Annotated in this window: 24 protein-coding genes and 1 pseudogene; 13 read left to right on the top strand and 12 right to left on the bottom strand. The window is 72.1% G+C overall.

The features are described from left to right. Window positions 1-21: 21 nt before the first annotated feature. Window positions 22-201, bottom strand: coding sequence for a hypothetical protein (locus tag HHX30_RS00270; RefSeq protein ID WP_169978154.1), 180 nt, complete (start codon window positions 199-201; stop codon window positions 22-24). Between the two features lie 144 nt (window positions 202-345). On the opposite strand from HHX30_RS00270, the gene HHX30_RS00265 reads away from it, so the two are divergent. Together HHX30_RS00265 and HHX30_RS00260 are read left to right on the top strand one after the other, a co-directional pair. Continuing rightward, window positions 346-4227, top strand: a complete 3882-nt coding sequence (locus tag HHX30_RS00265; protein ID WP_169978153.1) for a hypothetical protein — start codon at window positions 346-348, stop codon at window positions 4225-4227. A gap of 187 nt (window positions 4228-4414) precedes the next feature. Beyond that, on the top strand, window positions 4415-4840 hold the full coding sequence (locus HHX30_RS00260; RefSeq protein ID WP_169978152.1) for a PPOX class F420-dependent oxidoreductase: 426 nt from the start codon (window positions 4415-4417) through the stop codon (window positions 4838-4840). A 132-nt stretch (window positions 4841-4972) separates the two neighbouring features. Here HHX30_RS00260 and HHX30_RS43605 read toward each other — a convergent pair. The 3 genes and pseudogenes from HHX30_RS43605 to HHX30_RS00245 form a co-directional block, all read right to left on the bottom strand. Further along, a pseudogene (locus HHX30_RS43605) lies at window positions 4973-5325 on the bottom strand (SDR family NAD(P)-dependent oxidoreductase); the annotation flags it as partial. Next, window positions 5292-5795 carry a DUF6789 family protein gene (locus HHX30_RS00250; protein ID WP_169978151.1) on the bottom strand — a complete coding sequence of 168 codons (504 nt, stop codon included), beginning with the start codon at window positions 5793-5795 and terminating at the stop codon, window positions 5292-5294. The pseudogene HHX30_RS43605 and the gene HHX30_RS00250, both read right to left, overlap by 34 nt. Window positions 5796-5816: 21 nt before the next feature. Further along, on the bottom strand, window positions 5817-6227 hold the full coding sequence (locus HHX30_RS00245) for a hypothetical protein (protein ID WP_169978150.1): 411 nt from the start codon (window positions 6225-6227) through the stop codon (window positions 5817-5819). 431 nt (window positions 6228-6658) lie between these two features. On the opposite strand from HHX30_RS00245, the gene HHX30_RS00240 reads away from it, so the two are divergent. Beyond that, window positions 6659-9058 carry a ThuA domain-containing protein gene (locus HHX30_RS00240; protein ID WP_169978149.1) on the top strand — a complete coding sequence of 800 codons (2400 nt, stop codon included), beginning with the start codon at window positions 6659-6661 and terminating at the stop codon, window positions 9056-9058. Between the two features lie 74 nt (window positions 9059-9132). Further along, window positions 9133-9657 (top strand): hypothetical protein, encoded by a 525-nt coding sequence (locus tag HHX30_RS00235; RefSeq protein ID WP_169978148.1) that lies wholly within the window; start codon window positions 9133-9135, stop codon window positions 9655-9657. Window positions 9658-9753: 96 nt separating this feature from the next. Here HHX30_RS00235 and HHX30_RS00230 read toward each other — a convergent pair whose 3' ends face one another. After that, window positions 9754-10170 carry a CBS domain-containing protein gene (locus HHX30_RS00230; RefSeq protein ID WP_169978147.1) on the bottom strand — a complete coding sequence of 139 codons (417 nt, stop codon included), beginning with the start codon at window positions 10168-10170 and terminating at the stop codon, window positions 9754-9756. 166 nt (window positions 10171-10336) lie between these two features. On the opposite strand from HHX30_RS00230, the gene HHX30_RS42420 reads away from it, so the two are divergent. The 6 genes from HHX30_RS42420 (at window position 10337) to HHX30_RS00205 (ending at window position 16127) form a co-directional block, all read left to right on the top strand. Beyond that, entirely contained in the window at window positions 10337-10486 is a 150-nt protein-coding gene (locus HHX30_RS42420) for an alpha/beta fold hydrolase (protein ID WP_283246651.1), read from the top strand. A 59-nt stretch (window positions 10487-10545) separates the two neighbouring features. Further along, on the top strand, window positions 10546-10755 hold the full coding sequence (locus HHX30_RS42415; RefSeq protein ID WP_259401298.1) for an alpha/beta fold hydrolase: 210 nt from the start codon (window positions 10546-10548) through the stop codon (window positions 10753-10755). After that, window positions 10756-11889: a SpoIIE family protein phosphatase gene (locus HHX30_RS43085; RefSeq protein WP_169978146.1), complete on the top strand. Its 1134-nt coding sequence runs from the start codon at window positions 10756-10758 to the stop codon at window positions 11887-11889. A 106-nt stretch (window positions 11890-11995) separates the two neighbouring features. Further along, on the top strand, window positions 11996-12661 hold the full coding sequence (locus tag HHX30_RS00215) for a triacylglycerol lipase (protein ID WP_169978145.1): 666 nt from the start codon (window positions 11996-11998) through the stop codon (window positions 12659-12661). Window positions 12662-12880: 219 nt separating this feature from the next. After that, window positions 12881-15004, top strand: a complete 2124-nt coding sequence (locus HHX30_RS00210) for a sensor histidine kinase (protein WP_249349510.1) — start codon at window positions 12881-12883, stop codon at window positions 15002-15004. 55 nt (window positions 15005-15059) lie between these two features. Then, on the top strand, window positions 15060-16127 hold the full coding sequence (locus HHX30_RS00205) for a hypothetical protein (RefSeq protein WP_211591413.1): 1068 nt from the start codon (window positions 15060-15062) through the stop codon (window positions 16125-16127). Here the strand turns inward: HHX30_RS00205 and HHX30_RS00200 are convergent. After that, the gene (locus HHX30_RS00200) at window positions 16110-16700 is read right to left on the bottom strand and encodes a copper chaperone PCu(A)C (protein WP_169978143.1); all 591 of its coding nucleotides are present in this window, start codon (window positions 16698-16700) and stop codon (window positions 16110-16112) included. The genes HHX30_RS00205 and HHX30_RS00200 overlap by 18 nt on opposite strands. Before the next feature lie 113 nt (window positions 16701-16813). Between HHX30_RS00200 and HHX30_RS00195 the strand changes: the two genes are divergently transcribed. Together HHX30_RS00195 and HHX30_RS00190 are read left to right on the top strand one after the other, a co-directional pair. After that, on the top strand, window positions 16814-17800 hold the full coding sequence (locus HHX30_RS00195; protein ID WP_169978142.1) for a serine hydrolase: 987 nt from the start codon (window positions 16814-16816) through the stop codon (window positions 17798-17800). A gap of 11 nt (window positions 17801-17811) precedes the next feature. Next, window positions 17812-18144: a putative quinol monooxygenase gene (locus HHX30_RS00190; RefSeq protein ID WP_169978141.1), complete on the top strand. Its 333-nt coding sequence runs from the start codon at window positions 17812-17814 to the stop codon at window positions 18142-18144. 6 nt (window positions 18145-18150) lie between these two features. On the opposite strand, the gene HHX30_RS43080 is transcribed toward HHX30_RS00190, so the two are convergent. The 4 genes from HHX30_RS43080 to HHX30_RS00170 all read right to left on the bottom strand — a co-directional run bounded on the left by HHX30_RS43080 (window position 18151) and on the right by HHX30_RS00170 (window position 21479). Then, window positions 18151-18423 carry a type II toxin-antitoxin system RelE/ParE family toxin gene (locus HHX30_RS43080; protein WP_169978140.1) on the bottom strand — a complete coding sequence of 91 codons (273 nt, stop codon included), beginning with the start codon at window positions 18421-18423 and terminating at the stop codon, window positions 18151-18153. Then, window positions 18420-18707 (bottom strand): type II toxin-antitoxin system Phd/YefM family antitoxin, encoded by a 288-nt coding sequence (locus HHX30_RS00180; protein ID WP_169945109.1) that lies wholly within the window; start codon window positions 18705-18707, stop codon window positions 18420-18422. The genes HHX30_RS43080 and HHX30_RS00180 overlap by 4 nt, the downstream gene beginning before the upstream one ends. A 187-nt stretch (window positions 18708-18894) precedes the next feature. Then, the gene (gene pruA, locus HHX30_RS00175; RefSeq protein WP_169978139.1) at window positions 18895-20568 is read right to left on the bottom strand and encodes an L-glutamate gamma-semialdehyde dehydrogenase; all 1674 of its coding nucleotides are present in this window, start codon (window positions 20566-20568) and stop codon (window positions 18895-18897) included. Next, the gene (locus tag HHX30_RS00170) at window positions 20568-21479 is read right to left on the bottom strand and encodes a proline dehydrogenase family protein (RefSeq protein WP_169978138.1); all 912 of its coding nucleotides are present in this window, start codon (window positions 21477-21479) and stop codon (window positions 20568-20570) included. Before HHX30_RS00170 ends, pruA begins: the two co-directional genes overlap by 1 nt. Before the next feature lie 83 nt (window positions 21480-21562). Between HHX30_RS00170 and HHX30_RS00165 the strand changes: the two genes are divergently transcribed. After that, a complete protein-coding gene (locus tag HHX30_RS00165) occupies window positions 21563-22618 on the top strand; it encodes a CdaR family transcriptional regulator (RefSeq protein WP_249349509.1) in 1056 nt (351 codons plus the stop codon). Window position 22619: 1 nt separating this feature from the next. Here HHX30_RS00165 and HHX30_RS00160 read toward each other — a convergent pair whose 3' ends face one another. Further along, on the bottom strand, window positions 22620-23060 hold the full coding sequence (locus HHX30_RS00160; protein ID WP_169978135.1) for a hypothetical protein: 441 nt from the start codon (window positions 23058-23060) through the stop codon (window positions 22620-22622). Between the two features lie 86 nt (window positions 23061-23146). Next, window positions 23147-24241, bottom strand: coding sequence for an RNA polymerase subunit sigma-70 (locus HHX30_RS00155; RefSeq protein ID WP_311921875.1), 1095 nt, complete (start codon window positions 24239-24241; stop codon window positions 23147-23149). Between the last annotated feature and the right edge of the window lie 8 nt (window positions 24242-24249).

Genomic DNA, 24249 nt, shown 5'->3' with positions numbered 1-24249 from the left:
GAGCCGGTCATCGGGCAGGCTCTAGCGCTCTTGTTCGGGCGAGGGCTGCTGGGACGCGTCCGGCCGGCGCAGAAGTTCGTGTAGCGCCTGGCGTAGGGCGATGAGGGCACGGACGAGATCGGTGAGTGCGGACGGGACACGGGCGGCGGCCTGCAACAGGAGGACGGTCGCGCCGATCGTGGCGAGGATCGTGGTGGTCATGACGTCCACGCTCGGTCCCTGCGACGTTCGGGCGCATCCGGTGCCGCAGAATCAGAGAAACCGGCAGGTAGGAGACGGCGGACAGATCTAGGATCCGAACGGAACCGAATAGCCGAACCGGAAGACGCCTCCACGGGGAGGGTGATGGCCGACCCGGCCAGGATCAACAGTCGTGCGGACCTGCACTCGGCGCTGCGCCGGTTGTTCGAGGACTTCGAGGGCGGCTACCTGAGTGTGGCCAGCGCGGCGGACACCGGCGTGGCGACCGTGCACGACATGGTCAGCGGCAAGCGTTTCCCGCGGTGGACGACTCTGCGCAAGGTCCTTCGCGCTCTCGGGATCGCGGAGGCCGACCTGAGCGCCTGGAAGCAGGCCCATGCCCGGGCCGACCGCGACGGCGACGGGTGCCCGTACCGGGGGCTGGAAGCCTTCGGACCCGAGCATGTGAGGTACTTCTTCGGGCGCCGGGACCTGACCCGCTCGCTCTGGGACCGGGTATCGGCGCAGATCGAGCGTGGTGGGCCGCTGCTGGTGACCGGGCCGTCGGGAGCGGGCAAGTCGTCGCTGCTGCGGGCCGGTCTCATCTCCGCCGCCGACGAAACCTGGCCGGAGGGTCACGCGCTTCTCACACCGGGCGGCGACCCTGTCCGGGTCCTCGCCGATCGGTTCTGCGGCAGCGCCGCTCCTGACGGCATACGCGACCGCCTGTCGGAAAAGCCCGCTCTGCTGCGCGAGTTGCTGGCGCAGGCCCAGTGCAGGCTCCTTGTCGTCGACCAGTTCGAGGAGATCTTCACCTCCTGCCAGAACGCGGACGACCGCCGGGTTTTCATCCAGGCGTTGCACGCGGCCTGCACCCCCGCGAAGGGAGCGGTGGTGGTCATCGGGATGCGCGCCGATCTCTTCGGCCACTGCGCCGCCTATCCCGAGCTGGCGCAGGCCCTCGCCCATCCGCTCGTGGTCGGGCCCATGACCACGGCGCAGTTGCGCCAGGCCATCGAGGGGCCGGCCGGCCTCGCGCGGCTCACGCTCGAGGCCGGGCTGACGGAGCGGATTCTGGAGGACCTGGGAGCCGCCTGCGCCGACGACCGCGTCTTCCCCGCGATATCCAGCGAGCCCGGCGGTGTCCTGCCCCTGTTGTCACACACCCTGCTCGCCACGTGGGAGCACCGCGAGGGCCAGGAGCTCACCCTGGCCGGCTATCAGGCGACCGGCGGGGTCAGCCAGTCGTTGACCCGCACCGCCGACACCACTTTGGAAAGCGTGGGTCTGACCAACCGCGACCGCGCCCGGCGGATGCTGACACGGCTGGTTCACCTCGGCGAGGGGGCCGAGCCCTCACGCCGCAGAGTGCCGCTGGCCGAGTTGCTCGGGCCCGAGGACGATCCCGGACATGCCCCGGCCCGCCAGGTCCTCGCCCGGTTCGTCGAGGACCGGCTCGTGACCGTGGACGGCGACCCCACGGGCGACCCCGCGGACAGCATGGCCGCGTTCACCCATGAGGCGCTGATCCGGGCCTGGACGCAGCTACGCGACTGGATCGAGGAAGACCGGGACTCGCTCCTTGTGCGGGAGCAGCTCGACCGGGACGCCCGCGCCTGGGCCGGCAGCGGCCGCGACGCTGCCTACCTGTATCGGGGCCTGCGGCTGGCGAGCGCGCAGGACGCCAGCGCGGACGACGGCGACAGGCTCGGGAACGACACCCGGGACTTCCTCGACGCCGGCATCCGGCAGGACCTGGCCGAGCGCGAGGCGATCCGACGGCGTGGCCGCAACCGCACGGTGCTGAGTGTGGTGCTGGCCGTCCTGCTGGTGATCGCCACCACCACGGCGGCCATCGCGATCGCCCAAAGCCGGGCCATCTCCGCACAGCGCGATGAGGCGGTCGGCGCCCGGGTGGCGAATGTGGCCATGACCATGCGCGGGATCGACCCGATCATCGCCAAGCGACTGGCGATCGTCGCGGGAACCCTTGCTCCAAATGGTTTCGAGGCACGTAGCGCCCTGGCCGCGCTGCACAACCAGCCGGAGCTTTACACCTACAGGCCACCGGGGGTGGACGGCTCCTGGATCGTGGACGGCGACAGGTACAGCCACCTGATGGTCTACGGCAAACACCATGACATCAAGGTGGTCGATGTGGACGCCCGCAAGGTGATCCGCGAGTTCAAGGTCGACGGCGCGGTCATCGAGACCCTGAGAGTCAGCGCTGACGGCAGATCGGTGGCGGTGTTCGACAAGGAGGGTGCTGCCCGCGTCTGGGACACCACGACCGGAACACCCGGCCCGGTGAAATTCCATTGGTCGAGCGGCAGCGCCGATATCAGCTCCGCCGCACGCTACGTCGTCAACGTCCGCAGGCCGCGAACCGCGGTCTCGGACGCGCAGACCGGAAGCCACGCCGTCAACTCCGGGCCGCGGCGAATCGTCTCGGACGCACAGACCGGTAAGCGGGTCCCGACGATCCCCTATGGGGTGGGGAATCTGGTGTTCTCGCCGGACGACGAATACCTCTTCGGCACGCTCGGTGACTCGGTGCAACGCTGGGATCTGCGCACCGGCAAGCGGACCACGCTGGTCAAGAAGCTCGAAGGCTCGGTTTCCGAAGACAATCCGGTCCTCTATCGCAATCTGGCCATCAGCCCTGACGGCAGATTTCTCGGGATACGCGATGGCAACCGGCTGGGCGTGACCAGACTCGACGGGCGCCCGGCGGACGGGGTCTACGTTCACTGGTCGATCGCACTGCAAAACCTGCCATCCGGCTCGTCGGATTTCTACTTCAGCTCCAACGGCGACTACCTCGCCCTCGGCGGCACGATCTGGAGAAGTTCCAACCTGACAGACCCGATCTTCAAATACGCCGAGGAGATCTGCGAGCGCATGGAAGGGCCCGCTAGATCGCAAAGCTTCGGACCGGACGACCACACCCTCCGCTGCGTCGACACCAGCGGAGCGGTCAACGTCATCTCTCTCAAGGCGCTCTTCGAGCAGGTCGATCTGGGCGGGATATCGTCGGTGCTCAGCAAGGACGGTTCAACCGCCGCCGTCGAGTCCCACGACGGGCTGCTGGTCTGGGACGCGTTGCAGCGGGTGAAGCGGACCACGCTGCCGATCAGCAGGGACCGGATCAGTGAGTGGTGGGCGCTGTCCGACAACGGCGCGCTTTTGGCCTACGCCCGAAATAACGGCGACATCGAGATCTGGGACGTCGCTTCCGCCTCCAGAAAGGCCACCATCGCCACCCGGCACAACCCGGACCGTTACGACTTCCCCATGGCATTCTCGCCGGACAACCGGACGCTCGCGCTGCTCACCGGCGGCAGCCGCTCCGAGCTCGCCAAGCTGGCAGCCGGGCCGAGTGTGCTCGAATTCTGGGATCTGGCGTCGGGCTCTCTGCGCGCCACGAGCAAGGGAATGGCGGACGACAACTACATCATCTTCAGTCAGGGCGGCGGCCCGAAAATCCTCTTCAGCCAGGATGGTCGCACCGTCGTGTCCGCCGCCGACCAGGGCATCGTCGAAGTCGCAACCGGCAAGCGCCTGGTCGAGCCCTCCGGCCTGGACTTGAAGGCGCCGAAGGCCCTGAGCGGCTCCGGGCTGGTCGCGGAGGCGGACGACACCGTGATCACGATATGGGACGGCAGAAGGCTCCAGCCGAAGTACGACGCGCGCCTCGGTGGAGAGACCGGTCAGGAGATGGCCTTCTCCCCAGACGGACAGCTCCTCGCGACAACCGACACGACCGGCCAGATCCGCCTCTGGGACGTCATCAACAGACGCCCCTTCGGACTTCCCCTCACCGGGTTCTACGAACGGCCCGAAGGCGGATCCCGAAGCATGGTTAACGGGCTCGCGTTCTCACCCGACGGCTCGGCCGTCCTCAGCATCACCATAGGAGGGCATCTCCGCACCCACCTGATCGGAGCCACCCAGATCATGAAGATCCTCTGCACCGAGGCGGGGCCGCTGTCTCCCGACGACTGGGCCACCTACATTCCTGAGCTTCCTTACCGCAGAACCTGCTGAGCCAGGCGCATGGTGCGAGTACGCCGCGGCCCGCCACCGTTCCCACGGGGAGATCGGGATCGACACGCTGCTCGCGGCGCGGCCTTCCACGGCGCGCCGATCGTGCCGGCGACGGCGCTTTCTGCTTCGTCCAGCCGGCGCTGATGTCTACGGGCGAACGGCCTGAGCATGTTCTAGGTTCGGGGCCATGGAAAGGATGACCGAGGCGGAGTGGCGGGAGTTCGCGACGAGCGGCACCAGGACCGGCAAACTCGCCATAACCAGGGCGGACGGCCGGCCGCACGTGACCCCGATCTGGTTCGCCCTCGACGGGGACGACGTGGTCTTCACCACGCACGAGAGCAGCGTGAAGGCCCGCGAACTGCGGCGTGAACCACGCGCGACCCTGTGCGTGGACGACCAGCGGCCGCCGTACTCGTACGTGATGATCGAGGGGGAGGCGACGCTGTCGGACGACCTCGACGAGGTGCGCCACTGGGCGACGGTGCTCGGCGGCCGCTACATGGGGGAGGACCGGGCCGAGGAGTACGGCAGGCGCAACGGTGTCGCGGGGGAGTTCCTGGTGCGGTTGCGCGTCGGCAGGGTCGTCGCCTTCAAGGACGTCGCCGGCTGACCCCCGCCGGCCGGTCCGCTTGTCCGCACACGGCCGTACACGGCCACGCGGGGGCAGGCGGGCGCGGACCCGGGACGGAGGATCCGAGGTGACGGTGACCCCCGAGTCCTTCAGCTCATTGCGCAGGGCCTCGGCGAACGAGTGGAGGAACGCCTTGCCGGCGGCGTACACGGCCTCGAACGGCCCGGGCGTGAGCGCGGCGACCGACGACGTGAACAGGATCTTCCCCGTCCCGCGGGTGGACATGGCGGCCACGGCGCGCTTGGCCAGGTGCACGGCGGTGGTTACGTTGAGCTCGATCAGCTTGAGCTCGGCCTCCAGCGAGGTCTCGCGGGCGAACGCGCCGCCCACCCCGACGCCAGCGTTCCGTCCTCCGCCGTGACCACCACGTCGAAGCCGTGCTGGGCGAACTGCCTGGCGAGCTCGTATCCGATGCCGCTGGAGGCGCCCGTCACGAGCGCCAGGGGCCGTTCCGTCGTCGCCATCTCTCCTCCTTCACGTCGTTTCGCCCGCCCGTCCCGCGCATGGCGCGGACCGCGAGCGCCAGCGTGGTGCCGTACACCACGTGCGCCGCGGCCATGACGACCGGGCGGCCGCGCGCGGGGTCACGCGAGGCGGGCGGCAGGATGTTCAGGGCCGGCACCCAGCCCTCGTAGGCGCCGAGCCAGATCAGCAGCGCGTAGCCCACGCCGAGGGGGACGCCGGCCCCGCGCCCGCGGGTGAGCACCGCGAACGCCGCGCCGCAGGCGGCGCCGAAGCCCAGGTGCGCGGCGGCGCCGAGGACGTTCTCCCCGGGTTTCGGCCGGTGCCGGTGGCCGGGCAGGGCCGCCCGCACGATGTGCTTGGGCGGCTGGCCCGGCATCAGGCCGGTCTTCTGCCCGGCGAGCATCACCGTGCTCATCGTGACGGTGGACAGCGCGCCGGCGGCCGCGCCGCGTACGAGTTGGCGGATCAAGGTTCTCCCTCCAGGAGGCTGTTACAGGCGCCGGGAGAGCTTCTCGGCGAGTCCCGCGGGATCGGCGACCGTCATGGTCAGGCCGGGGTGGCGCAGCAGCCCGAACGGCTCGCCGCCCCGGATCGGCTCGTGGAACCGCACGCACAGCCCTCTGCGGGCGTTGGTGGCGAACGTCAGGCCCCGGTCGGCGAGCGACACGTGGACGCCGATCGCCCGGAACGGGGAGTAGGGGCCGGTCGTCTCGACGCCGGAGACGTTGGCCAGCGGGGTCTCGGTCACCCACGGCCCGAACCGGACCCGCAGGGTGCCCGGGCCGACCAGGACGCCGGCGGTGTCCGGGCGGATGCCCAGGACGGACAGCAGCGGGGCGAATCGGGGGTCGAAGTCGAACGCGTAGCGCTCCGGTTTGCCCGCGGTGGTGTCGTCGGTCATCGCCACCCCTCCCGGCGTCTCGGGTCCGGGCCCGGGATCGAGCACGTGCGCCGCGGGCCCCTTGTCGCGGCGCGGCCCCCGGCTGCGGCCGGACAGGGCGCCGCAAGGCCGCCATACCCTCACGACCGGGCCCAAACAGGGCGCGTTCCGCAGCCGTCCGGGCGCGAGCGCCCGCTCCCTCCTCGATCGGGGATGACTTCTGCTGCGTACGGGAGAAGTACTGACAGAAATAGGACCCGCTATCTCACTTCTGTCAGTAACTTTTCATTTTAGAGACGAAAGTTTGTCAGGTCATTGACAAAGTTCTGAGACGCGCCTCACACTTCCGGAAGTCATCGCGTTAATCCGTAGACCATCGCCTCACCCGGGTCGGCGCTCGTGGGGTCGGCGTTCGAGGCGCGATGTGTTTTCGTCCCGACAAGAGGAGTGACATGCGATCCTCTCGCACACGTCCCGGGCTGCGGTCGCGATCGGCTCTGGCTGCCGCCGTGCTCGCGGTGCCGGCCATGGTGCTCGGCTCGCAGGGCCCGGCCGCCGCGGCCGAGACCGGAGCCGCGCCCGTTCTCGACGCGGCCACGCTGTCGCCGGTCGCCGAGCCGAACTACAACGGTGCGACGAACACCGCGTACACCCCGTCGACCACGACCGGGACCAACGGCTGGTTCACCAACGGCGATGTGACGCTGAACCTGTCCGCCACGGACGACGACGCCGTCGCCTCGTTCCGCGTGACAGTGGGAACGGAGGCTGCCGTCGAGGTGCCGGCCGTCCGGAACGGCACCCGCGGCACGGCCACCTACGTCGTCACGGGCGACCGCAACAGCACGGTCCGCTACGTCGCGGTCGACGCCGCCGGCAACGTCTCGGCCGCCAGGACGATCAGCGTGCGGATCGACACCAAGCCGCCGGTCGCCGCCTGGCCGGGCGTCGCGAACGGCAAGGTGCCGCACAGCGCGGCGGCCTCCTCCATCACGCCGACGCGGACCGACCCCACCCCCGGATCGGGCGGCGCCGCGGTGCGGGACATGTGGATCGACGGCAAGTGGACCTACCCGCTGCCGCTCGACCCGGCCACCCTGTCCGTCGGCGCGCACACGTGGGCGGTCACGCTCGGCGACGCCGCCGGCAACGGGGCCACGTACACCCTGACCTTCCAGATCACCACCTCGGTCGCGGACGTCCGCGCCCTCGTGCAGCGCTACGTCGCCGCCGGCAAGGTCTCGGCCTCCAACGGCGACCGTCTCCTGGCGCTGCTCACCCAGGCCGACGCCGGCGGCGACGCCGCCGTGTCCGCGCTGACGCGCTTCGGCGCCCTGGCCGGCCAGGTCGTGCCCGAGGGCCATATGCGCGACTCCCTCGTGAAGGACGCCGCCTACCTGGTCGAGGAGCTCCGGGGGGTCGAGCACCCCGACGTGGCGACCGGCGTCACCGTGAGCGCGGCGCGCGGCATGGAGCGTGCGCCGTTCCGGCTCCCGGGCGAGTCCGTGCGCAACGAGAAGCCGAAGTTCAGGGTGCTCGCCTTCGGCAACAAGCCGGGCGCCTTCCGGCACGAGCACATCCCGCTCACCATGGCCGTGCTCCAGGACATGGGCCGGGCCAACAACTTCGACGTCGACGTGTACGACTACCTCAGCCCCGACGTCTCGGTCCCGAACCCCTTCGAGAGCATCGAGCGCCTGTCCCAGTACGACGTCATCATCGGCGTCTCGAGCGTCGGCAACGACACGTTCTCCACGGCCCGGCCCACCGAGGCCGACCCCAACGTCAAGGTGGACGAGCAGGCCGTCCTCAAGCAGTACATCAACAACGGCGGCGGATTCGTCGCCCTGCACGGCGCCACCGACTCCATGCACCGGTGGGACTGGTACAAGGGCCTGGCCGGCGGCGAGTTCGACAACCACGGCTCCAACGGCAGCGGCCTTCAGAACACCTGCGGAGCCTGCAACATCGGCGAGCTGGTGACCGAGGACGGCACCAACCCGGCCACGCGCCAGTTCCCCGAGAAGCTGAAGATCGTGGACGAGCTCTACAACTGGATCGGCCTGCCGCGCCAGAAGACGCACGTGCTGCAGACGCTGAACGAGGCCACGTACGTGGGCAGCATCGGCGCGACCGCGGGCCGCGTCGAGGGCGCCGACCACCCGATCTCGTGGTGCCAGAACTACGACGGCGGGCGCGCGTTCACCCAGGCGCTGCTGCACAACTGGGCGAACACGCTCGACCCGTTGTTCCAGAAGAACATCCTCGAGGGCGTCAAGTGGGCCGCCGGTCAGACCGAGGCGAACTGCGTCAGCCACGAGGAACTGAGCAAGCTCGTCGCCGCCGGCGCGGCGGACGGGTCCGTCGGCGCCGACCTGGCCGCCCGGCTCAGCCAGGCGCTCACCGCGTCGTACGACGCCTACCTGGTGAAGGACTACGCCGGCGCGCTCGCGCAGGCGAAGGCGTTCCGTCAGACGGCCGACTCCGGCCACCTGGGCGGACGTGCCCAGAGCACGCTCCGGGACCGGGCCCACGAGCTCGTCGAGTGGATGAAGGCGCTCGACGACAAGAGTGTCCACCTGGGGTTCGTGTCCCAGCCCAAGACGACGGCCGTGGGCAACGGTGAGGACGCGGTCTTCTCCGCGCCCGCCGAGGGCAGGAACGTCGCCTACCAGTGGCAGGTGAAGTCGCCGGGCTCCTCGGAGTGGGCCGACATGGCGGGCGAGACGTCCTTCGCGATCGCCGTCACGGCGACCCCTGACCTGTCCGGCTCCGAGTACCGGGTCCGCGTGACCGACCCGACCGGCGAGATCGTCTCCCGTTCGGCGTCTCTCAAGGTCAGCGGGCGCTGACCCCCGCTCAGGCGGCCCGGGCGCGCACCGCGCCCGGGCCGCCGGAGCCCCCCGACGAGACAAGGAGTGGACGGATGGGCCAGGCCCTCACCCGGGTCGCACTCGCCGTGGCAGCGCTCGCGTTCTGCGCCGGGTGCGGCGGGGCCGGCTCCGCCGCGTCCTCCGGGGTGAACGGCACGGCGAACGGCACGGCGAACGGCACGGCGAACGGCACGGCGGCGTCTCCGGTCACGTGCGACATGCGGCCGCGCACGCCCCCCGGCGAGGCGACCTCCTGGGCGCACCCGGCCCAGTCCTTCTACAGCCCGTCCGACCAGGACATCCCCACCAGGGCGAGCCTCGACCACCTGCTCGTCAAGGACGACGCCCTGGTGATCGAGTACTCGACGCGGCTGCCCGCCGCGTCGCTGCAGGCGCTGCGTGACTGGACGTATATGCAGACCGCGACCGTGGCCGTGCCGGGGGACGACTCCGCCGCGCTGCGTGCCGTGATCGCCTCGACGGAGCTGGTCTGCGACGGCGTCGACACGGTGCAGCTCTCGGAGCTGGCCCGCAGCAGGGCCTTCGGCCAGGTGGCCGGACACGGCGACGCGGGATGAGGGGGGCGCCGGCACCGGCCGCGGCAGAGCCCGACACGCACGGAGCCCCGGCCGGGAGGGCCGGGGCTCGGAAAGGCGTGCGGCGGCGGACGTCCGTCAGTCGGTGCTGATGGCGTCCACGAGGTCGCCCACCGGGCGGTCGGGCAGGGCGCGGGCGACGTCGGCCAGCGCGACGATCCCCACCAGCTTGTGACCGTCGATGACCGGCAGACGCCGGATCTTGTGCGTGGCCATCGTGGTCAGGATCTCGGCCGCGTCGTCGTCCGCGCCGATCGTCACGGCCTCGCCCTGGGCGAGCTCGCCGGCCTGGCACGACTTGGGGTCCTTGCCCTGGGCCAGTACCTTCACGACGATGTCGCGGTCGGTCAGCACACCCTTGAGCCGGTCGTCGGTGCCGCAGATCGGCAGCGAGCCCACGCCGAGGCGCGCCATCTTCTCCGCGGCGTCGAGGACGGTCTCCTCCGCGTTCACACACTCGGCTCGGGGGGTCATGATGTCGCGAGCGGTCGTCATGCCTTCTCCTTTCTTTCGTGTGTCGTACGCGCGGCCGGGGGACGGCCGTGCGAAGGGGCGGGGAGTGGGGACTCCCGCCGCCTACCCCCGACCGCACGGCGTACACGGCCATCCGGATTTTCGCCCCGAATTACACCCATAGTGAATTGGTTTGTACGCTTGCGTCATGAGCGTGTTGGTGCGCAACAACGTGCGAATCACCGGCCGGCCGGACGGCCGCCCGATGGTCTTCGCTCACGGCTTCGGGTGCGACCAGAACATGTGGCGCCTGGTCGCTCCCGCCTTCGAGGACGAGTACAGGATCGTCCTGCGCTGACCAACAGCTTCTGCCGTACCGACCCGGACATCGCCAGGCGGTTCGCCACCGTCACGTTCATGTCGGACAACCGGGCCGACCTGTCCCGGGTGCCGGTGCGCAGCCTGATCCTGCAGTGCTCCGATGACGTGATCGCCCCCGTGGAGGTGGGCAAGTACGTCCACGAGAACGTCCCCGGCAGCGAGCTGGTGCTGATGCGGGCGACCGGGCACTGTCCCAACCTGAGCGCGCCCGAGGAGACCATCTCCGCGATCAAGAAGTTCCTGTAGGTGAGCCTCGCCGAGGAGGACGTCGAGGATCTCTACGAGCACGCGCCCTGCGGCCACCTGTCCACGCTGCCCGACGGGACGATCATCCGGGTCAACCGGACGCTGATCGAGCTCACCGGGTACGACCCCGGCGAGCTCACCGGCGGCATGCGGATCCAGAACCTGCTGGCCGTCGGCGACCGCATCTTCTACGAGACCCACTTCGCCCCGCTGCTCGCGATGCAGTCGGTCGTCCGCGAGATCGCGGTCGACGTGCGCCGCGCCGACGGCACCCGGCTGCCGGTGCTGCTCAACGCGGTCATGCGGGGCGACCCGAGGGTCATCCGCTTCTGCGTCTTCGCCGCGACCGGCCGGCGGGAGTACGAGCGCGAGCTGCTGCGCGCCCGCCAGCGTGCCGAGCGGTCGGAGGCTGAGGCGCGCGAGCCGGCCCGCACCCTGCAGCGCAGCTTCATCCCGCCGGCTCTGCCGGAGATCCCAGGACTCCAGGTCGCCGGGGCGTTCCGGCCGGCCGGAAACGGCGACCTGGTGGGCGGTGACTTCTACGACTTGTACGAGACCGCCGGCGGCTGGGCCCTCGCCCTCGGCGCTGTGTGCGGCAAGGGGGTGGAGGCCGCCGTCGTCACCAGCCTGGCCCGCTACACACTGCGGGCCGCGCCGATCCGGGAGCCCAGCCCCTCGGCGGTCCTGTCCGCGCTCAACCGGACCCTGCTGCGCGAGCGGGCGGGCCGGTTCGTGACGGCCGTGTACGGCCAGCTCGCCCCGCCGGCCGGCACTTCCTTCCGTCTCACGCTCTCCCTGGCCGGTCACCCGCCTCCGCTGCGGGCCCGGGGGGAGGCGGTCGGCGAAATCGGACGGCCGGGCAACGTCCTCGGCCTGCTGCCCAGCGTCAGGCTGACCGACGTCGACGTCGATCTCGTGCCCGGCGACGCGGTCCTCTTCCACACCGACGACGTCGTCGAGGCCCGCAGGGACGGGGAACTGTACGGCGAGGAGCGGCTGCGCCGACTGCTGGGCGACACCCGCGCCATGGAGGCGGACGGGATCGCCGACGCGATCGTGGCCGACGCCGTCGCCTTCCAGTCCGGGCTGACCCGCGACGACATCGCCCTCGTCGTGCTGAAGATCCCCGGCTGACCCGCCCGCGCCGGCGGGACGGGGGACGGCGACTGGTGATTTCCCCGATGCCGTGAGCCGAACCGATCGCGAGACTCCTTGTCATCCCCCACGGCAAGGAGATCTCATGCGTCGGATCGTCGGCCCCCTCCTCGGCCTCCTGGCCCTGCTCGGCTTCCTCGCCCCCACTGCCCCCGCCCAGGCCGCCACCCACGACCCCGTCGTCTTCGTCCACGGCTACACGGGAAACAGCACCAACTTCGCCGCCCTGCAGGCGTACCTGGTGGCCAACGGGTGGTCCGGCAGCCGGCTGTTCGGCTACAACTACAACTGGGCCGGGTCGAACGTGGTCAGCGCCCAGGGCCTGGCCGCCTTCGTCAACCAGATCAAGGCCAGCACGGGCGCGTCCAAGGTGGACATCGTCAACCACTCGATGGGCGGCCTGGTGACGCGGTGGTACCTGCAGAAGCTCGGCGGAGCCGCCAACGTCGGCCACGTCGCCTCACTGGCCGGGGCCAACCACGGCACGACCTACGCCGGTGCCTGCACCATCTACGTCTCGTGCATCGAGATGCTGCCCGGCTCGGCGTACATCACCTCGCTCAGCGGCGACGAGACGCCTGGGTCGGCGAAGTACGGCACCTGGGTGTCGCCCTGCGACGGCATCATCATCCCCTACACCAGCACCCGGCTGTCCGGGGCGGACAACCACACCCTCGCCTGTGTCGACCACCTGTCGATCCTGAGCAACATCCAGGCGATGTCCGGCGTCCGCGACCTGCTCGAAAGCTGATCGTCTCCGTGCCCCGCCGGGCGGCCCGCAGGCCGCCCGGCGGTGTCCCGCGACTCCGCCACCGGCCGCGCGCCCTCCTCGATCGGTAACGGCCCTGCCACAATCGCGGGGGAATGGCGGCTTTTACGCCACTTCGCGGGCACCCTGGGGTCAGGCAGGAACGGGGAGCCGGAAAGCGGGGGCGGGATGGCGTGGGCAGCCCGCGCGGGCGCTGTCGTCATGGGTGTGGTGTCCGCGGTGCTCGTGGCCGCGGCGCTGCTGATCCTCGTGGGGCTCCCGGCGGAGTGGCGGGTGCCGGGGACGGTCTCGCCGCTGATGCCGGCGGGGGTGACCTTCCCGGCGGTCGGCGCGTTCCTCATCGCGTACCGGCCCCGGCTCACGCTGGCGTGGCTGATGTGCGCGGGCGGGCTCGCCGCCGCCGTCCACGACTTCTGCCAGATGGCGATGCTGGCGTCGATGGCGCGCGGGGACCTCGCGCTCGCGGAGTTCCTGAGGTTTCCGGCGCAGGTCGGCTGGGCGGTGGGCGGGATCACGCTGGAGACGCTGCTGCCGCTGTACTCCCCGGACGGCAGGCTGCCCTCGCGGCGCTGGCGGGCGGTGGTGCTGCTCGGTGTGGCGTCCGTCGGGACCGAGACGGCGCGCCAGTTCGTGCGGCCGGATCCGCCCCTCGAGGGCTATCCGCTCCCCGCGGTCGTCCACAATCCGCTGCAGATCCCGGCCCTGGCGCCGTACATGCCGGCGATCGGGACGCTGGCCTGGACGGCGATCACCGTGTCGCTGGCTCTGGCGGCGCTGTCACTGCTGTCGCGCTTCCGCCGGGCGGACCCGGCGGGCAGGCGGCAGATCGGCTGGCCGCTGTTCGCGTTCGCCGGATACGTCGTGTTCTCGCTCGTGGGCGTGGCCGCGCCCGAGCTGGTCTGGCTGTCGATCGTCTGGGCGGCGCTCGTCCCCGTCGCGATCGTGTTCTCGGTGACCCGCTACCGGTTGTACGGCATCGACACCGTCATCAGCCGGACCTTCGTCGCCGCGGGGCTGCTGGCCGTGGTCGGCGGGGTCTACTTCGGTGTGGCCGCGCTGTCGAGCCTGGTCGTGTCCGGCTACGACCAGGTCGCCGGGCTCGCCGCCGCCCTGCTCACGGGCGCGTTCTTCCAGCCGCTGCGCCGGATGCTGCAACGTGCCGTCGACCGCCTGTTCTACGGCCCGGTGGGCGACCCGCGGGTGCTGGCCGAGCGGCTGGTCCAGGAGGTGCGCCGGGGCGATCCGGCGCAGGCGCTGGAGCCGGTGATCGGTGTGCTCCGGGAAGGCCTGGCGGTGCAGGGCGTCGCGGTGGAGGTGACCGGCGGTGAGCCGGGGCTCGGCGCCGGGGTGGTCAGCACGGTCAGCGGGCAGGTCGGCGACTCCCCGCGCGAGGTGCCGCTGGTCTGGCACGGCGAGCGGGTGGGGCGGCTGCTGGTCGGCCCGCCCGCCCCGCGCCGCTTCCCCGCCGCGCACGACGAGCGGGTGCTGGCCACGCTGGTTCCGTACGCGGCCGACGTGGCGCACGCGGTGCGCCTGGCGGCCGACCTGCAGCGCTCCCGGGAGCGCATCCTGACCGCCCGGGAGGAGGAACGGCGGCGGCTGCGCCGCGACCTGCACGACGGCCTGGGCCGGACGCTCGGGGAGATGGCCATGGCCGTCACCATGGCCCGCGCCAGCCTGAAGAGCTCCCCGGAGACGGCGGACAGGCTGCTGCGCGAGTTGCGCTCCGGCATGGACACGGTCACGCACGACGTCCGGCAGCTCGTGTACGGCCTGCGCCCGCCCGCCTTGGACGACCTGGGCCTGGCCGCCGCCCTGCGAGCGCTGGCCGGGCGGGACGATCCCGAAGGCCCGGCCGCTGAGGTGCGCGCCGAGGGCGACCTGGCCGACCTGCCCGCCGCCGTCGAGGTGGCCGTCTACCGGATCGCGCAGGAGGCGCTGACCAACGTCCGGCGCCACGCGCGTGCCACCCGGGTCCGGGTGGAGCTGCGCCGCGAACCCGCGGCGCTGCGCCTGCTGGTCGCCGACGACGGCGTGGGCCTGCCGCCGGAACGCCGCACGGGTCTCGGCCTGACCTCCATGCGCGAGCGCACGGCGGAGCTGGGCGGGATCTGCCTCATCACCGGCGCGCCGGGGGCGGGCACCACGGTCGAGGTCACGCTCCCCGCGCCTGCCAACGGAGCGCCTGCCAACGGAGCGCCGGCGGACGGAGCGCCGGCGGACGGAGCGCCGCCGGCACGGCGCCACCCTGCCGGTCCGCCCGGAGAGGCCGCCGGGATGTCCGGCGGGATGTCCGGCGGGGCGGCCGATTTCGTGGTCTCCTGAAGCGATCCGCCCGGGCGTGGCGGTTCCGGTCACCGCAATGGAAGGGGAACTTGGGATGACGACACGGGGGCTGCGGGTCCGGGACGCGCGGGCCGCGGCGGCCCGGTGGGTCGCCCAGGAGGCCGCCACCGCCCCGAACTTCGCCGGGGCCTTCCTGACCGGGTCGGCGGCCTGGGCGGACCCCGGCGCGGTGCTGCCGCCCACCTCGGACGTCGACGTGGCGGTCGTGGTCACCGATCCCGTCGCGCCGCCCAAGCTCGGCAAGATCCCATGGGACGGCGTGCTCGTCGAGGTCACGTACGTGTCCTGGGACCGGCTCGTCTCGGCGCACGACGTGCTGGCGTCCTGCCACCTGGCCGGCGCCTTCCGCACCGACACCGTGATCGCCGACCCCACCGGGCGCCTGGCCCGGCTCCAGGCCGCCGTCGCGGCGGGCTTCGCCGAACGGCGCTGGGTCCGCCTGCGGTGCGAGGACGCCGAGAGCCGCATCACCGGCGGGCTCGCGGCGCTCGACGCACACGCGCCGTTCCACGACCAGGTCACGGCCTGGCTGTTCCCGGCAGGCATCACGACCCACGTGCTCCTCGCCGCCGGGCTGCGCAACCCCACCGTACGGCTGCGCTACCCGGCGGTCCGCGAACTCTTGGCGAGCTACGGCCGGATGGACGTCTACGAGGAGCTGCTCGGCCTGCTCGGCTGCGCGCACCTGCCCCGCGAGCGGGTCGAGGCCCACCTCGCCACGATGGCGAGGGCGTTCGACGCGGCGGCGGCCGCGGCCCGCACGCCGTTCCCGTTCTCCTCCGACATCACCCCGGCGGCCCGGCCGGTGGCCGTCGACGGCGGCCTCGACCTCGTCGCGCGGGGACTGCACCGCGAGGCGGTCTTCTGGATCGCCGCGACGTACGCCCGGTGCCTGAAGATCCTCGCCGCGGACGCGCCGGGGGAGACGGGCCACCGCGCCGGATTCGCGGACCTCGCCGCCGACCTCGGCATCGGCTCGCCGGACGACCTGCCGCGCCGGGCGCGCGAGGTGAGCGCGTACCTGCCCCGCCTGCGCGCGGTCGCTGAGGAGATCATCGCCGCGAACCCCGAGGTCCGGGACGCGTCAGCCCCCGGTGGGTGACGGGCTCGGCGAGACCGGCGGAGGACTGGGCGAAGTCGCCGGCGAGAGGCCGGGCGAGACGGCCGGCGACGGGCTCGGCGACGCGCCCGGCCAGGGGGAGTAGGTGCTCCGCCACGCTCCGGGCGGCAGCACCGGGACGTCGACCCGGACCGACCCCGCGTTCTGGAACCGGAACGTGACCGGGATCGTGCCGCCGCTGCCCAGCGGGCGGGTGAGGCCGGCGAGCAGCACCTGGGGGAGCGCCGTCCCGCCGACGTACCTCCCGCCGGGGATCTCCAGACCGCCGGCGGGCAGGCGGGCCTCCCGGAACAGGCCCCCGGTGTCCACCGACACCAGACGGTCGGTGCGGCCGCTCTCGTTGAGCAGCATCATGTAGATCGGCATGTCGGTCCCCGGCGGGGCGGGCTGCTGCGAGCCGAGGATGAAGGCGTTGCGCAGCAGCAGACCCGGCAGGTTCACGTTCGCCCCGTCGTTCTGGGGCATCGTCTGCGTGTAGTAGTCCGACTTCAAGTCGCCGCAGGCGGCGGTGGCGGCCGCGCCCGCGATGCAAAGAGCCGCCAGGATCCTGCGCATGTCGACCTCGGCTCGCTCGGAGGCGTCTTTCGGGCTCGGTACCCCCTCTGGCCGTCGTCTACCGCCGGTGAATTATGCGAGGCTGCAATCCCCGAGCGATTGGAAGTAACGCCATGCGGCTGATCTCCCCGGAGAAGGCCGGGTTCGTGCCGGACCTGCCCCACCGGATCGAGGCCCTCGTACGGCGGGGCGGGGCACCGGCACTGCACGGTGTCGTGGTGGCCCGGCACGGCGCCGTGGTCCTGGAGTGGTACGGCGCCGGCGAGGACCACGCGCTGAACACCCCGCTCGGCCACGTGGACTTCGGGCCGGACACACCGCACGACATGCGCTCGGTCACCAAGAGCCTGGTCGCGCTGCTGTACGGCCTGGCGCTGGAGGCCGGCCTGGTGCCGGAGCCCGGCGAGCCGATCCTGACGGTCTTCCCCGAGTACGCCGACCTGGCGGCCGACCCCCGCCGGGCCGGGCTGACCATCGGGCACGCGCTCACGATGACGATGGGACTGGACTGGGACGAGAGCGCGCCCTACACCAGCCCGGCGAACAGCGAGATCGCGATGGAGATGGCGCCGGACCGCCGCCGGTACGTGCTGGAGCGCCCCTTCGTGGAGGAGCCGGGCGAGCGGTGGCGCTACAGCGGGGGAGCCGCGGCTCTCGTCGGCGCGATCGTCGAGGAGGGCACGGGCCTGCGCCTCGAGGAGTTCGCCCGCACCACGCTGTTCGAGCCGCTCGGGGCCGGGGCCTTCGAGTGGTCGGCCGGCTCGGACGGCAGGGCCCTGGCCGCCTCGGGCCTGCGCCTGACGCCACGCGGCCTCGCCCGCGTCGGGCAGGCCGTGCTGGACCGGGAGATCGTCCCCGGCTGGATCGGGGAGATGCTGCGCCCCCGGGTGACCGCCTGGGAGGGCGTCTCCTACGGGTACATGTGGTACGTCGGCCCGGGGGCGCGGGCGACGGCGATCGGCAACGGCGGCCAGCGGCTGTTCCTGCTGCCCGACCTCGATCTCGTCGTGGCCGTCACCGCCGGCGACTACGACGGACCCGGGCAGGACACCGCGCCGAGAGCGATCCTGGAGAATGTGGTCCTGCCCGCGATCACGTGAGGAGACGCCCGATGATTTTCATCACCGCGAAGTTCCGGGTGCTGCCGCAGCACGCCGACCGGTGGCCGGAGATCACCCGTGAGTTCACCGAGGCCACCCGCGCCGAGCCGGGCTGCCTCTGGTTCGACTGGTCGCGCAGCCTCGACGACCCGGCGGAGTACGTCCTCGTCGAGGCGTTCCGCGACGACGAGGCCGGGGCGGCGCACGTGGGATCCGAGCATTTCCAGACGGCGCGGCGGACGCTGCCGCCCCACCTCGCCGAGACCCCGCGGATCGTCAACGTCACGGTCCCGCAGGACGACTGGTCCCTCCTCGGCGAGATGGCCGTCCCCGCCGAGGACTGAAGCCGTTCAGAACCGGTAGGCGTCCCGGCGGTGCTTGACCGCCTGGATCGTGACAGCGTGCTTGTCCTCGTCGATGCGATAGACCACACGGTAGGTTCCGCGCCGGGCGACGTGCAGCCCCTCGTACGGTTCCTGGAGAGGCTTTCCCACCCGCGACGGCTCTCGGGCTATCGCGCCGGTGATGAGCTCCCAGGCGGCAGCGGCCACTTCCTCCGGTAGACCGCCGCTGAGGGCGCGGCGCGCCGGCGGAGCGAGGAGGACGCTGTAGCGGTCGCTCACGCACTCGCCTTGCCGAGACGAGCGGCCATGATGGCGGCCATGTCGGCCTCCGTCGTCACGTCTCCCCTCGCCTCGGCTGCGGCGGCCTCGACGAGATCGGCCCGCATCTCTGGATCGGCGAGGATTTCGAGGGTCTCCTGCAGCGACTCCCACTCCGCCACGGACACGATCATCGCGTGCGGGCGCCCGTTTCGCGTGAGAGTGAAGTGGTCGTGCTCGCGGGCGGCCCGATCGGCCAACTCGGTCAGCCGGTCTTTGGCCTCGCTGATCGGGATTATCTCCATAGAGCCATGGTAATAGCGTGGCCGGAATTCCGGCCAGAACACCGGCCAGGATCGCACGCACTTCCCCGAGCTCGCCGGCGCACCGCTCTCCAGGCCGGGGCCGACCACACGCTCCGGCAGGTGAGCGAGGGGACCGACGGCGATGCCCCCGGAACCCGCGCCGGGGTTCCGGGGGCATCGCGGCCCGTCAGTAGCCGAGCTCGCCGAGGTCGGGCTGCTGCCAGCCGCCCTGCGGCACGTCGCCCTTGTAAGGAGCGCCCACGACCGGGGGCACGAAGGTCTCCTTGATCGTGCGGGCGTTGACCCAGCGGATCAGGTTGAAGATCGAGCCGGCCTTGTCGTTGGTGCCCGAGGCCCGGGCCCCGCCGAACGGCTGCTGCCCGACGACCGCGCCGGTGGGCTTGTCGTTGACGTAGAAGTTGCCCGCCGCGAAGCGCAGTCGCTCGGTCGCGTCGGCGATGGCGTACCGGTCCCGCGCGATGACCGACCCGGTCAGGGCGTACGGCGCGACGCTCTCCATCTGGTCCAGCACGCTGTCGTACGCCGCGTCGTCGTACACGTGGACGGCGAGGATCGGGCCGAAGTACTCCTTCACGAAGACCTCGTCGGCGGGGTCGGCGCACTCCAGCACGGTCGGCCGCACGAAGTAGCCGGCCGAGTCGTCGTAGGAGCCGGTGAGCACCTCGATCGAGTCCGCCGAACGCGCCCGGTCGATCGCCTCCCTGTGCTTGGCGAAGGCCCGCGCGTCGATCACCGCGCCCATGAACGTCGACAGGTCGCCCGACACGTCGCCCACCGTGAGCGACTCGGCCGCCGACACGAAGTCGTCGCGCATCCGGGTCCACAGCGAGCGCGGCACGTACGCACGGGAGGCCGCCGAGCACTTCTGGCCCTGGTATTCGAACGCGCCCCGAAGCAGCGCGGTGGACAGCACCCCGGCCTCCGCGGACGGGTGCGCCAGGATGAAGTCCTTGCCGCCGGTCTCGCCGACGAGCCGCGGGTAGCCCCGATAGCCCGCGATGTTCTCCCCGACGGTGCGCCACAGGTGCTGGAACGTGGCCGTCGAGCCGGTGAAGTGGATGCCGGCCAGCTCGGGATGGGGGAGCGCGACCTCGGAGACCGCGCCGCCGTCGCCCGTGACCATGTTGATCACACCGGGCGGCAGCCCGGCCGCCTCCAGCAGCCGCATGGTGAAGTGCGCCGAGAACTGCTGCGTCGGCGACGGCTTCCACACCACGACGTTGCCCATCAGCGCCGCCGACGCCGGCAGGTTGGCCGCGATGGAGGTGAAGTTGAACGGCGTGATCGCCAGGACGAAGCCCTCCAGCGGGCGGAACTCCATGCGGTTCCACACGCCCGGCGACGACTGCGGCTGCTCGGCGAGCAGCCGCCGGGCGTAGGCGACGTTGAACCGGAAGAAGTCGATCAGCTCGCACGCTGCGTCGATCTCGGCCTGCTGCGCCGACTTCGACTGGCCGAGGATGGTGGACGCGTTGAGCGTGGCCCGCCAGGGGCCGCTGAGCAGCTCGGCGGCCCGGAGGAACACCGCGGCGCGCTCCTCGAACGGCAGGGCCCGCCAGCGCGGCGCGGCCTCCAGCGCCGCGTCGACCGCCGCCCGGACGTCGGCCGTGGTGGCGTCGGCCGTACGGCCGAGCACGGCGGCGTGGTTGTGCGGCTGCACGACGTCGATCGGGGCGCCGCCGGCCATGCGCCGCTCGCCGCCGATCGTCATCGTCAGGTCGAGGGTCGTCCCGGACAGCTCCTTGATCCGGGTCTCCAGGGCCGCGCGCTCGGCGCTGCCCGGCCCGTACCCGTGCACCGGCTCGTTCGCCGGCACCGGGACATCGCTGATCGCATCCATCATTTACCCCTCAAAGCGCGAAGGAAGAAGGCGACGTTGGCCGGGCGCTCGGCCAGGCGGCGCATGAAGTAGCCGTACCAGTCGTCGCCGTAGGGGACGTAGACCCGCACCCGGGACCCGGCCGCGGCCAGCGCCGCCTGCCTGTCGGCCCGGATGCCGTAGAGCATCTGGAACTCGTAGCCGCCGGTGCCGCGCCCGGCGCTCACCGCGAGCGACTCGGCGATCGCGATCAGCCGGTCGTCGTGCGTGGCCACCATCGGATAGCCCGTGCCGTTCATCAGCACGCGCAGGCACCGCACGTACGCGCGGTCGACCTCGGCCTTGCTCTGCCAGGCCACCGAGGCCGGCTCGCGGTAGGCGCCCTTGACCAGCCGCACCCGCGACCCGGCGAGGTCGCGGCAGTCGGCCTCGCTGCGGAACAGGTACGCCTGGATCGCCACGCCCGTCTCTGGGAAGTCCTCCCGCAGCGTGCGCAGCACGCCGAGCGTCGCGTCGACGGTGGTGTGGTCCTCCATGTCCAGGGTGACCGTCGCGCCGCACTCCCGCGCAGCCGCGCAGATCTGCCGCGCGTTCTCCAGGGCCATGCCCGGGTCGAGGGCCTGGCCGACGGCCGACAGCTTGACCGACACCTCGGCCCGGTCGCCGAGGCCGAGCGGCCGCAGCTCCTCCAGCAGCGAGACGTACGCCTTGGCGGCGGCGACGGCGGTACCGGGGTCCCGGACCTCCTCGCCCAGATGATCGATGGTGACGGACAGCCCCGAGCCGGTCAGGCGGCGCGTCGCGGCGACGGCGTCCGCGGTGGACTCCCCGGCCACGAAGCGGTCGACGACCTTGCGCGTGAGCGGGAGCCCCGACACGGCCCGGCGGGCGAGCGGGCTGCGTGAGCCCGCGAGAAGCAGGGAACCGAGCATGGCCTCAGGCTAAATCCGCACGTCACGGAAGTTCCACGGACATCCGCCACAGCATTTTTCGACAAATGCACAAGAATGTCAGCATGCAAGACATCGTCGATGAGATCTCCCGCCTGCTGGACGCCTCCGTGACGTTGGAGGACCGCTCGTTCAACCTGCTGGCGTACGGCGCGCAGAGCGGGGACATCGACCGGGTGCGGCAGGAGTCGATCCTGCGCCGGCACGCGTCGGACGAGGTGCGCGCCCACTTCGAGGCGTACGGCATCGCCACCGCCACGGGCCCGGTGCGCATCCCCGGCCTGCCCGGCCTGCTCGGCCGCGTGTGCGTGCCGCTGCGGCACGGCGGGGTGACCTACGGCTATCTGTGGGCGCTCGAATCCGGGGCGCTCACCGACGAGCGCCTGGCCGCCGTCGCGCCGCTGGTCGGCCGGGCGGCCGCGCTGCTGGCCACGCAGGCCCGGGGCCGGCACGCCCCGCTGCGCCCGTTCTTCTCCGCCGACCCCGCGGTCCGCGCCACCGCCGGGGTGGACGTCGAGGGACCGGTGACGGCGGTGGCCGTCCGGACGCCGGCGGAGGTCGCCGGACCGCCGCGCACGCTGCCGCGCGGCGTGCTGGCCGACCCGGACGTGACCGAGACGGCCGTGGACGCGCCGCTCCTCGCGGTGCTGGCGCCCGCCGCGCAGGCCGGGCACGTCGCCCGCCTCCTGCACGGCCTGTACGGCATGGCCGCCGGAATCGGGGGCCCGCGCGACGACCCGGGGGAGGCCTGGCAGAGCTGGCGGGAGGCGCTGCTGGCGCTGCGGGTGGCCGAGCACGTCGAGCGGCACGCCCCGGTCGCCGACTGGAGCGTGCTCGGCGTCTACCGGCTGCTGGCCCGGCTGTCCCCGCGCGACCTGGCCGACCTCGCCGCCGAGTCCGCCGCGCTCACGCCCCGGATCGCCGCGAGCGTGGAGGCCTACCTCGACCACGCCGGGCAGGTCCAGGAGACGGCGGCGACGCTGGGCGTGCACCGGCAGACGCTGTACTACCGGCTGGGCAAGGCCGGGCACCTCACCGGGCTCGACCTGGCCGACGGGGAGGACCGCCTGCTGCTCCACCTGTCGCTGAAGGCGGCGGCCCTCCTCCCCGGCCATGTGTGACCTAGTGGATCCGGGTCATGTTCGACTCGTAGCCCCCGCCGCCCGGGTAGTGCCAGCGGCCCGTCATGGCGTCGCCGGCGGTGTCGAAGGTGCCCCGGAAGTACGCCGGAGACCCCTTCGCGCCGCCCCAGATGGTCAGCGTGTCGCCGTCGAGTTCGTAGACGTAGTCGAGGGTGTCGCCCCCGCCGCCGTAATAGCGGGACTTGATGTCCTCGCTCGGCGCGTCCGCCCCGTAGGGCCGCTCACGGCCGATGACCTCGAAGCCGGCGATCGGCCGGCCGTCCTGCTCCAGTCGGACGTCCTGGATGAGGAAGAAGCCCCCCTCCATCCAGCGGTAGGTGACCGTGCCCTCCGCGCCGCCGGTCACGCGCCATGAGCCGACCAGCCGGTCCAGCGCCCTGACCTGCTCGTCCGGCTGCGTCGTCCCGGTGATGTCCGGCATGATGTTCTCCTTCTCCCGTTCGTGCGATACCGCTCGTATGACGGCGCGGGCGGGAAAAGGGAATCGGTCCGCACGGAGGACGTGCGTCACGGTTCGGTAACGGCGGGCTCGATGGAGAGCGGCAGGCCGAAGAGGGGCAGCAGCTCGGGGCCGAAAGTGGTGATCTCCGTGACGAGGCCGTCCTCGGCGCACAGGACGTCGATGTTGACCGCGGTGAAGGAGGTCTCACCGGGCCGCCGCACGTAGTTCGCCACTGCGGGCAGCCGGTTGACCGCGAGCGTGACACAGTGCCACTCGCCCCAGCGCTCCTCGCCCTCCAGGACCGGACGCCACATGTCGAGCACGGCCGCCCGCCCGTCGAACACCAGGGCGGCGGGCGGCATGGCCTGGCGGACGTCCTCGCGAAGCAGTGCCGCCAGCCCTGTCAGGTCGGCGTTCCTGGAGGCGGTGACGTACCGCTCCAGCAGGTCGAGCTCGCCGCGGCTGGGCCGGGTGGCCGCGGCCCAGTCCGCCCGCCGCCCGGGCAGGCGCTCGCGCAGCGTCGCGCGGGCGCGCTGCGAGGCGCTCTTGACCGAGGCGAGGCTCATCTCCAGCGCCTCGGCGGTCTCGGTCACCGGCCAGCCGGCCACGTCGCGCAGGATCAGCACGGCCCGCTGCCGCGGCGGAAGGTGCTGGATCGCCGCGAGGAACGCCAGCTCGACCGTCTCACGGGCGATGGCTGCCGCGTCGGGCCCGCCCTCGTCCGGCGCCGCCAGGTCGAGCAGTTCGTCCGGGTAGGGCTGGAGCCAGGGGACGTCGGCGGGGGCCGGACGCCCTGGGTGTCCCGGAGCGCCCGCCGCCACCACCTCGCGGGCGCGGGCGCCGGACAGCGCGTCCAGGCAGGCGTTCGTGGCGATCCGGTAGAGCCACGCCCGGAACGTCGAGCGCCCCTCGAAGCTCTCCCGCGCGCGCCAGGCCCGCAGGAGCGTCTCCTGGACCAGGTCCTCCGCGTCGGTGAACGACCCGAGCATCCGGTAACAGTGCACCCGCAGCTCGTGCCGGTGACGCGCGGCGAGCTCGCCGAACACGGCCTCGTCGCCCGCCCGGACCGCCTCCACGGCCGGTTCCGCCGTCGGTTCCGTGGTCGGTTCCGCCGTGGGCCGCCCGGCCGTGCCGTCCCGTCGCGCCCGCCCCGCGTCCACGCCGCACC

This window comes from Microbispora sp. H10836 (genome assembly GCF_012999525.1).
Classification (GTDB): Bacteria; Actinomycetota; Actinomycetes; order Streptosporangiales; family Streptosporangiaceae; genus Microbispora.
Note: the sequence above shows the minus strand (reverse complement) of the source record. Positions and strands in the feature narration are given on the sequence as shown.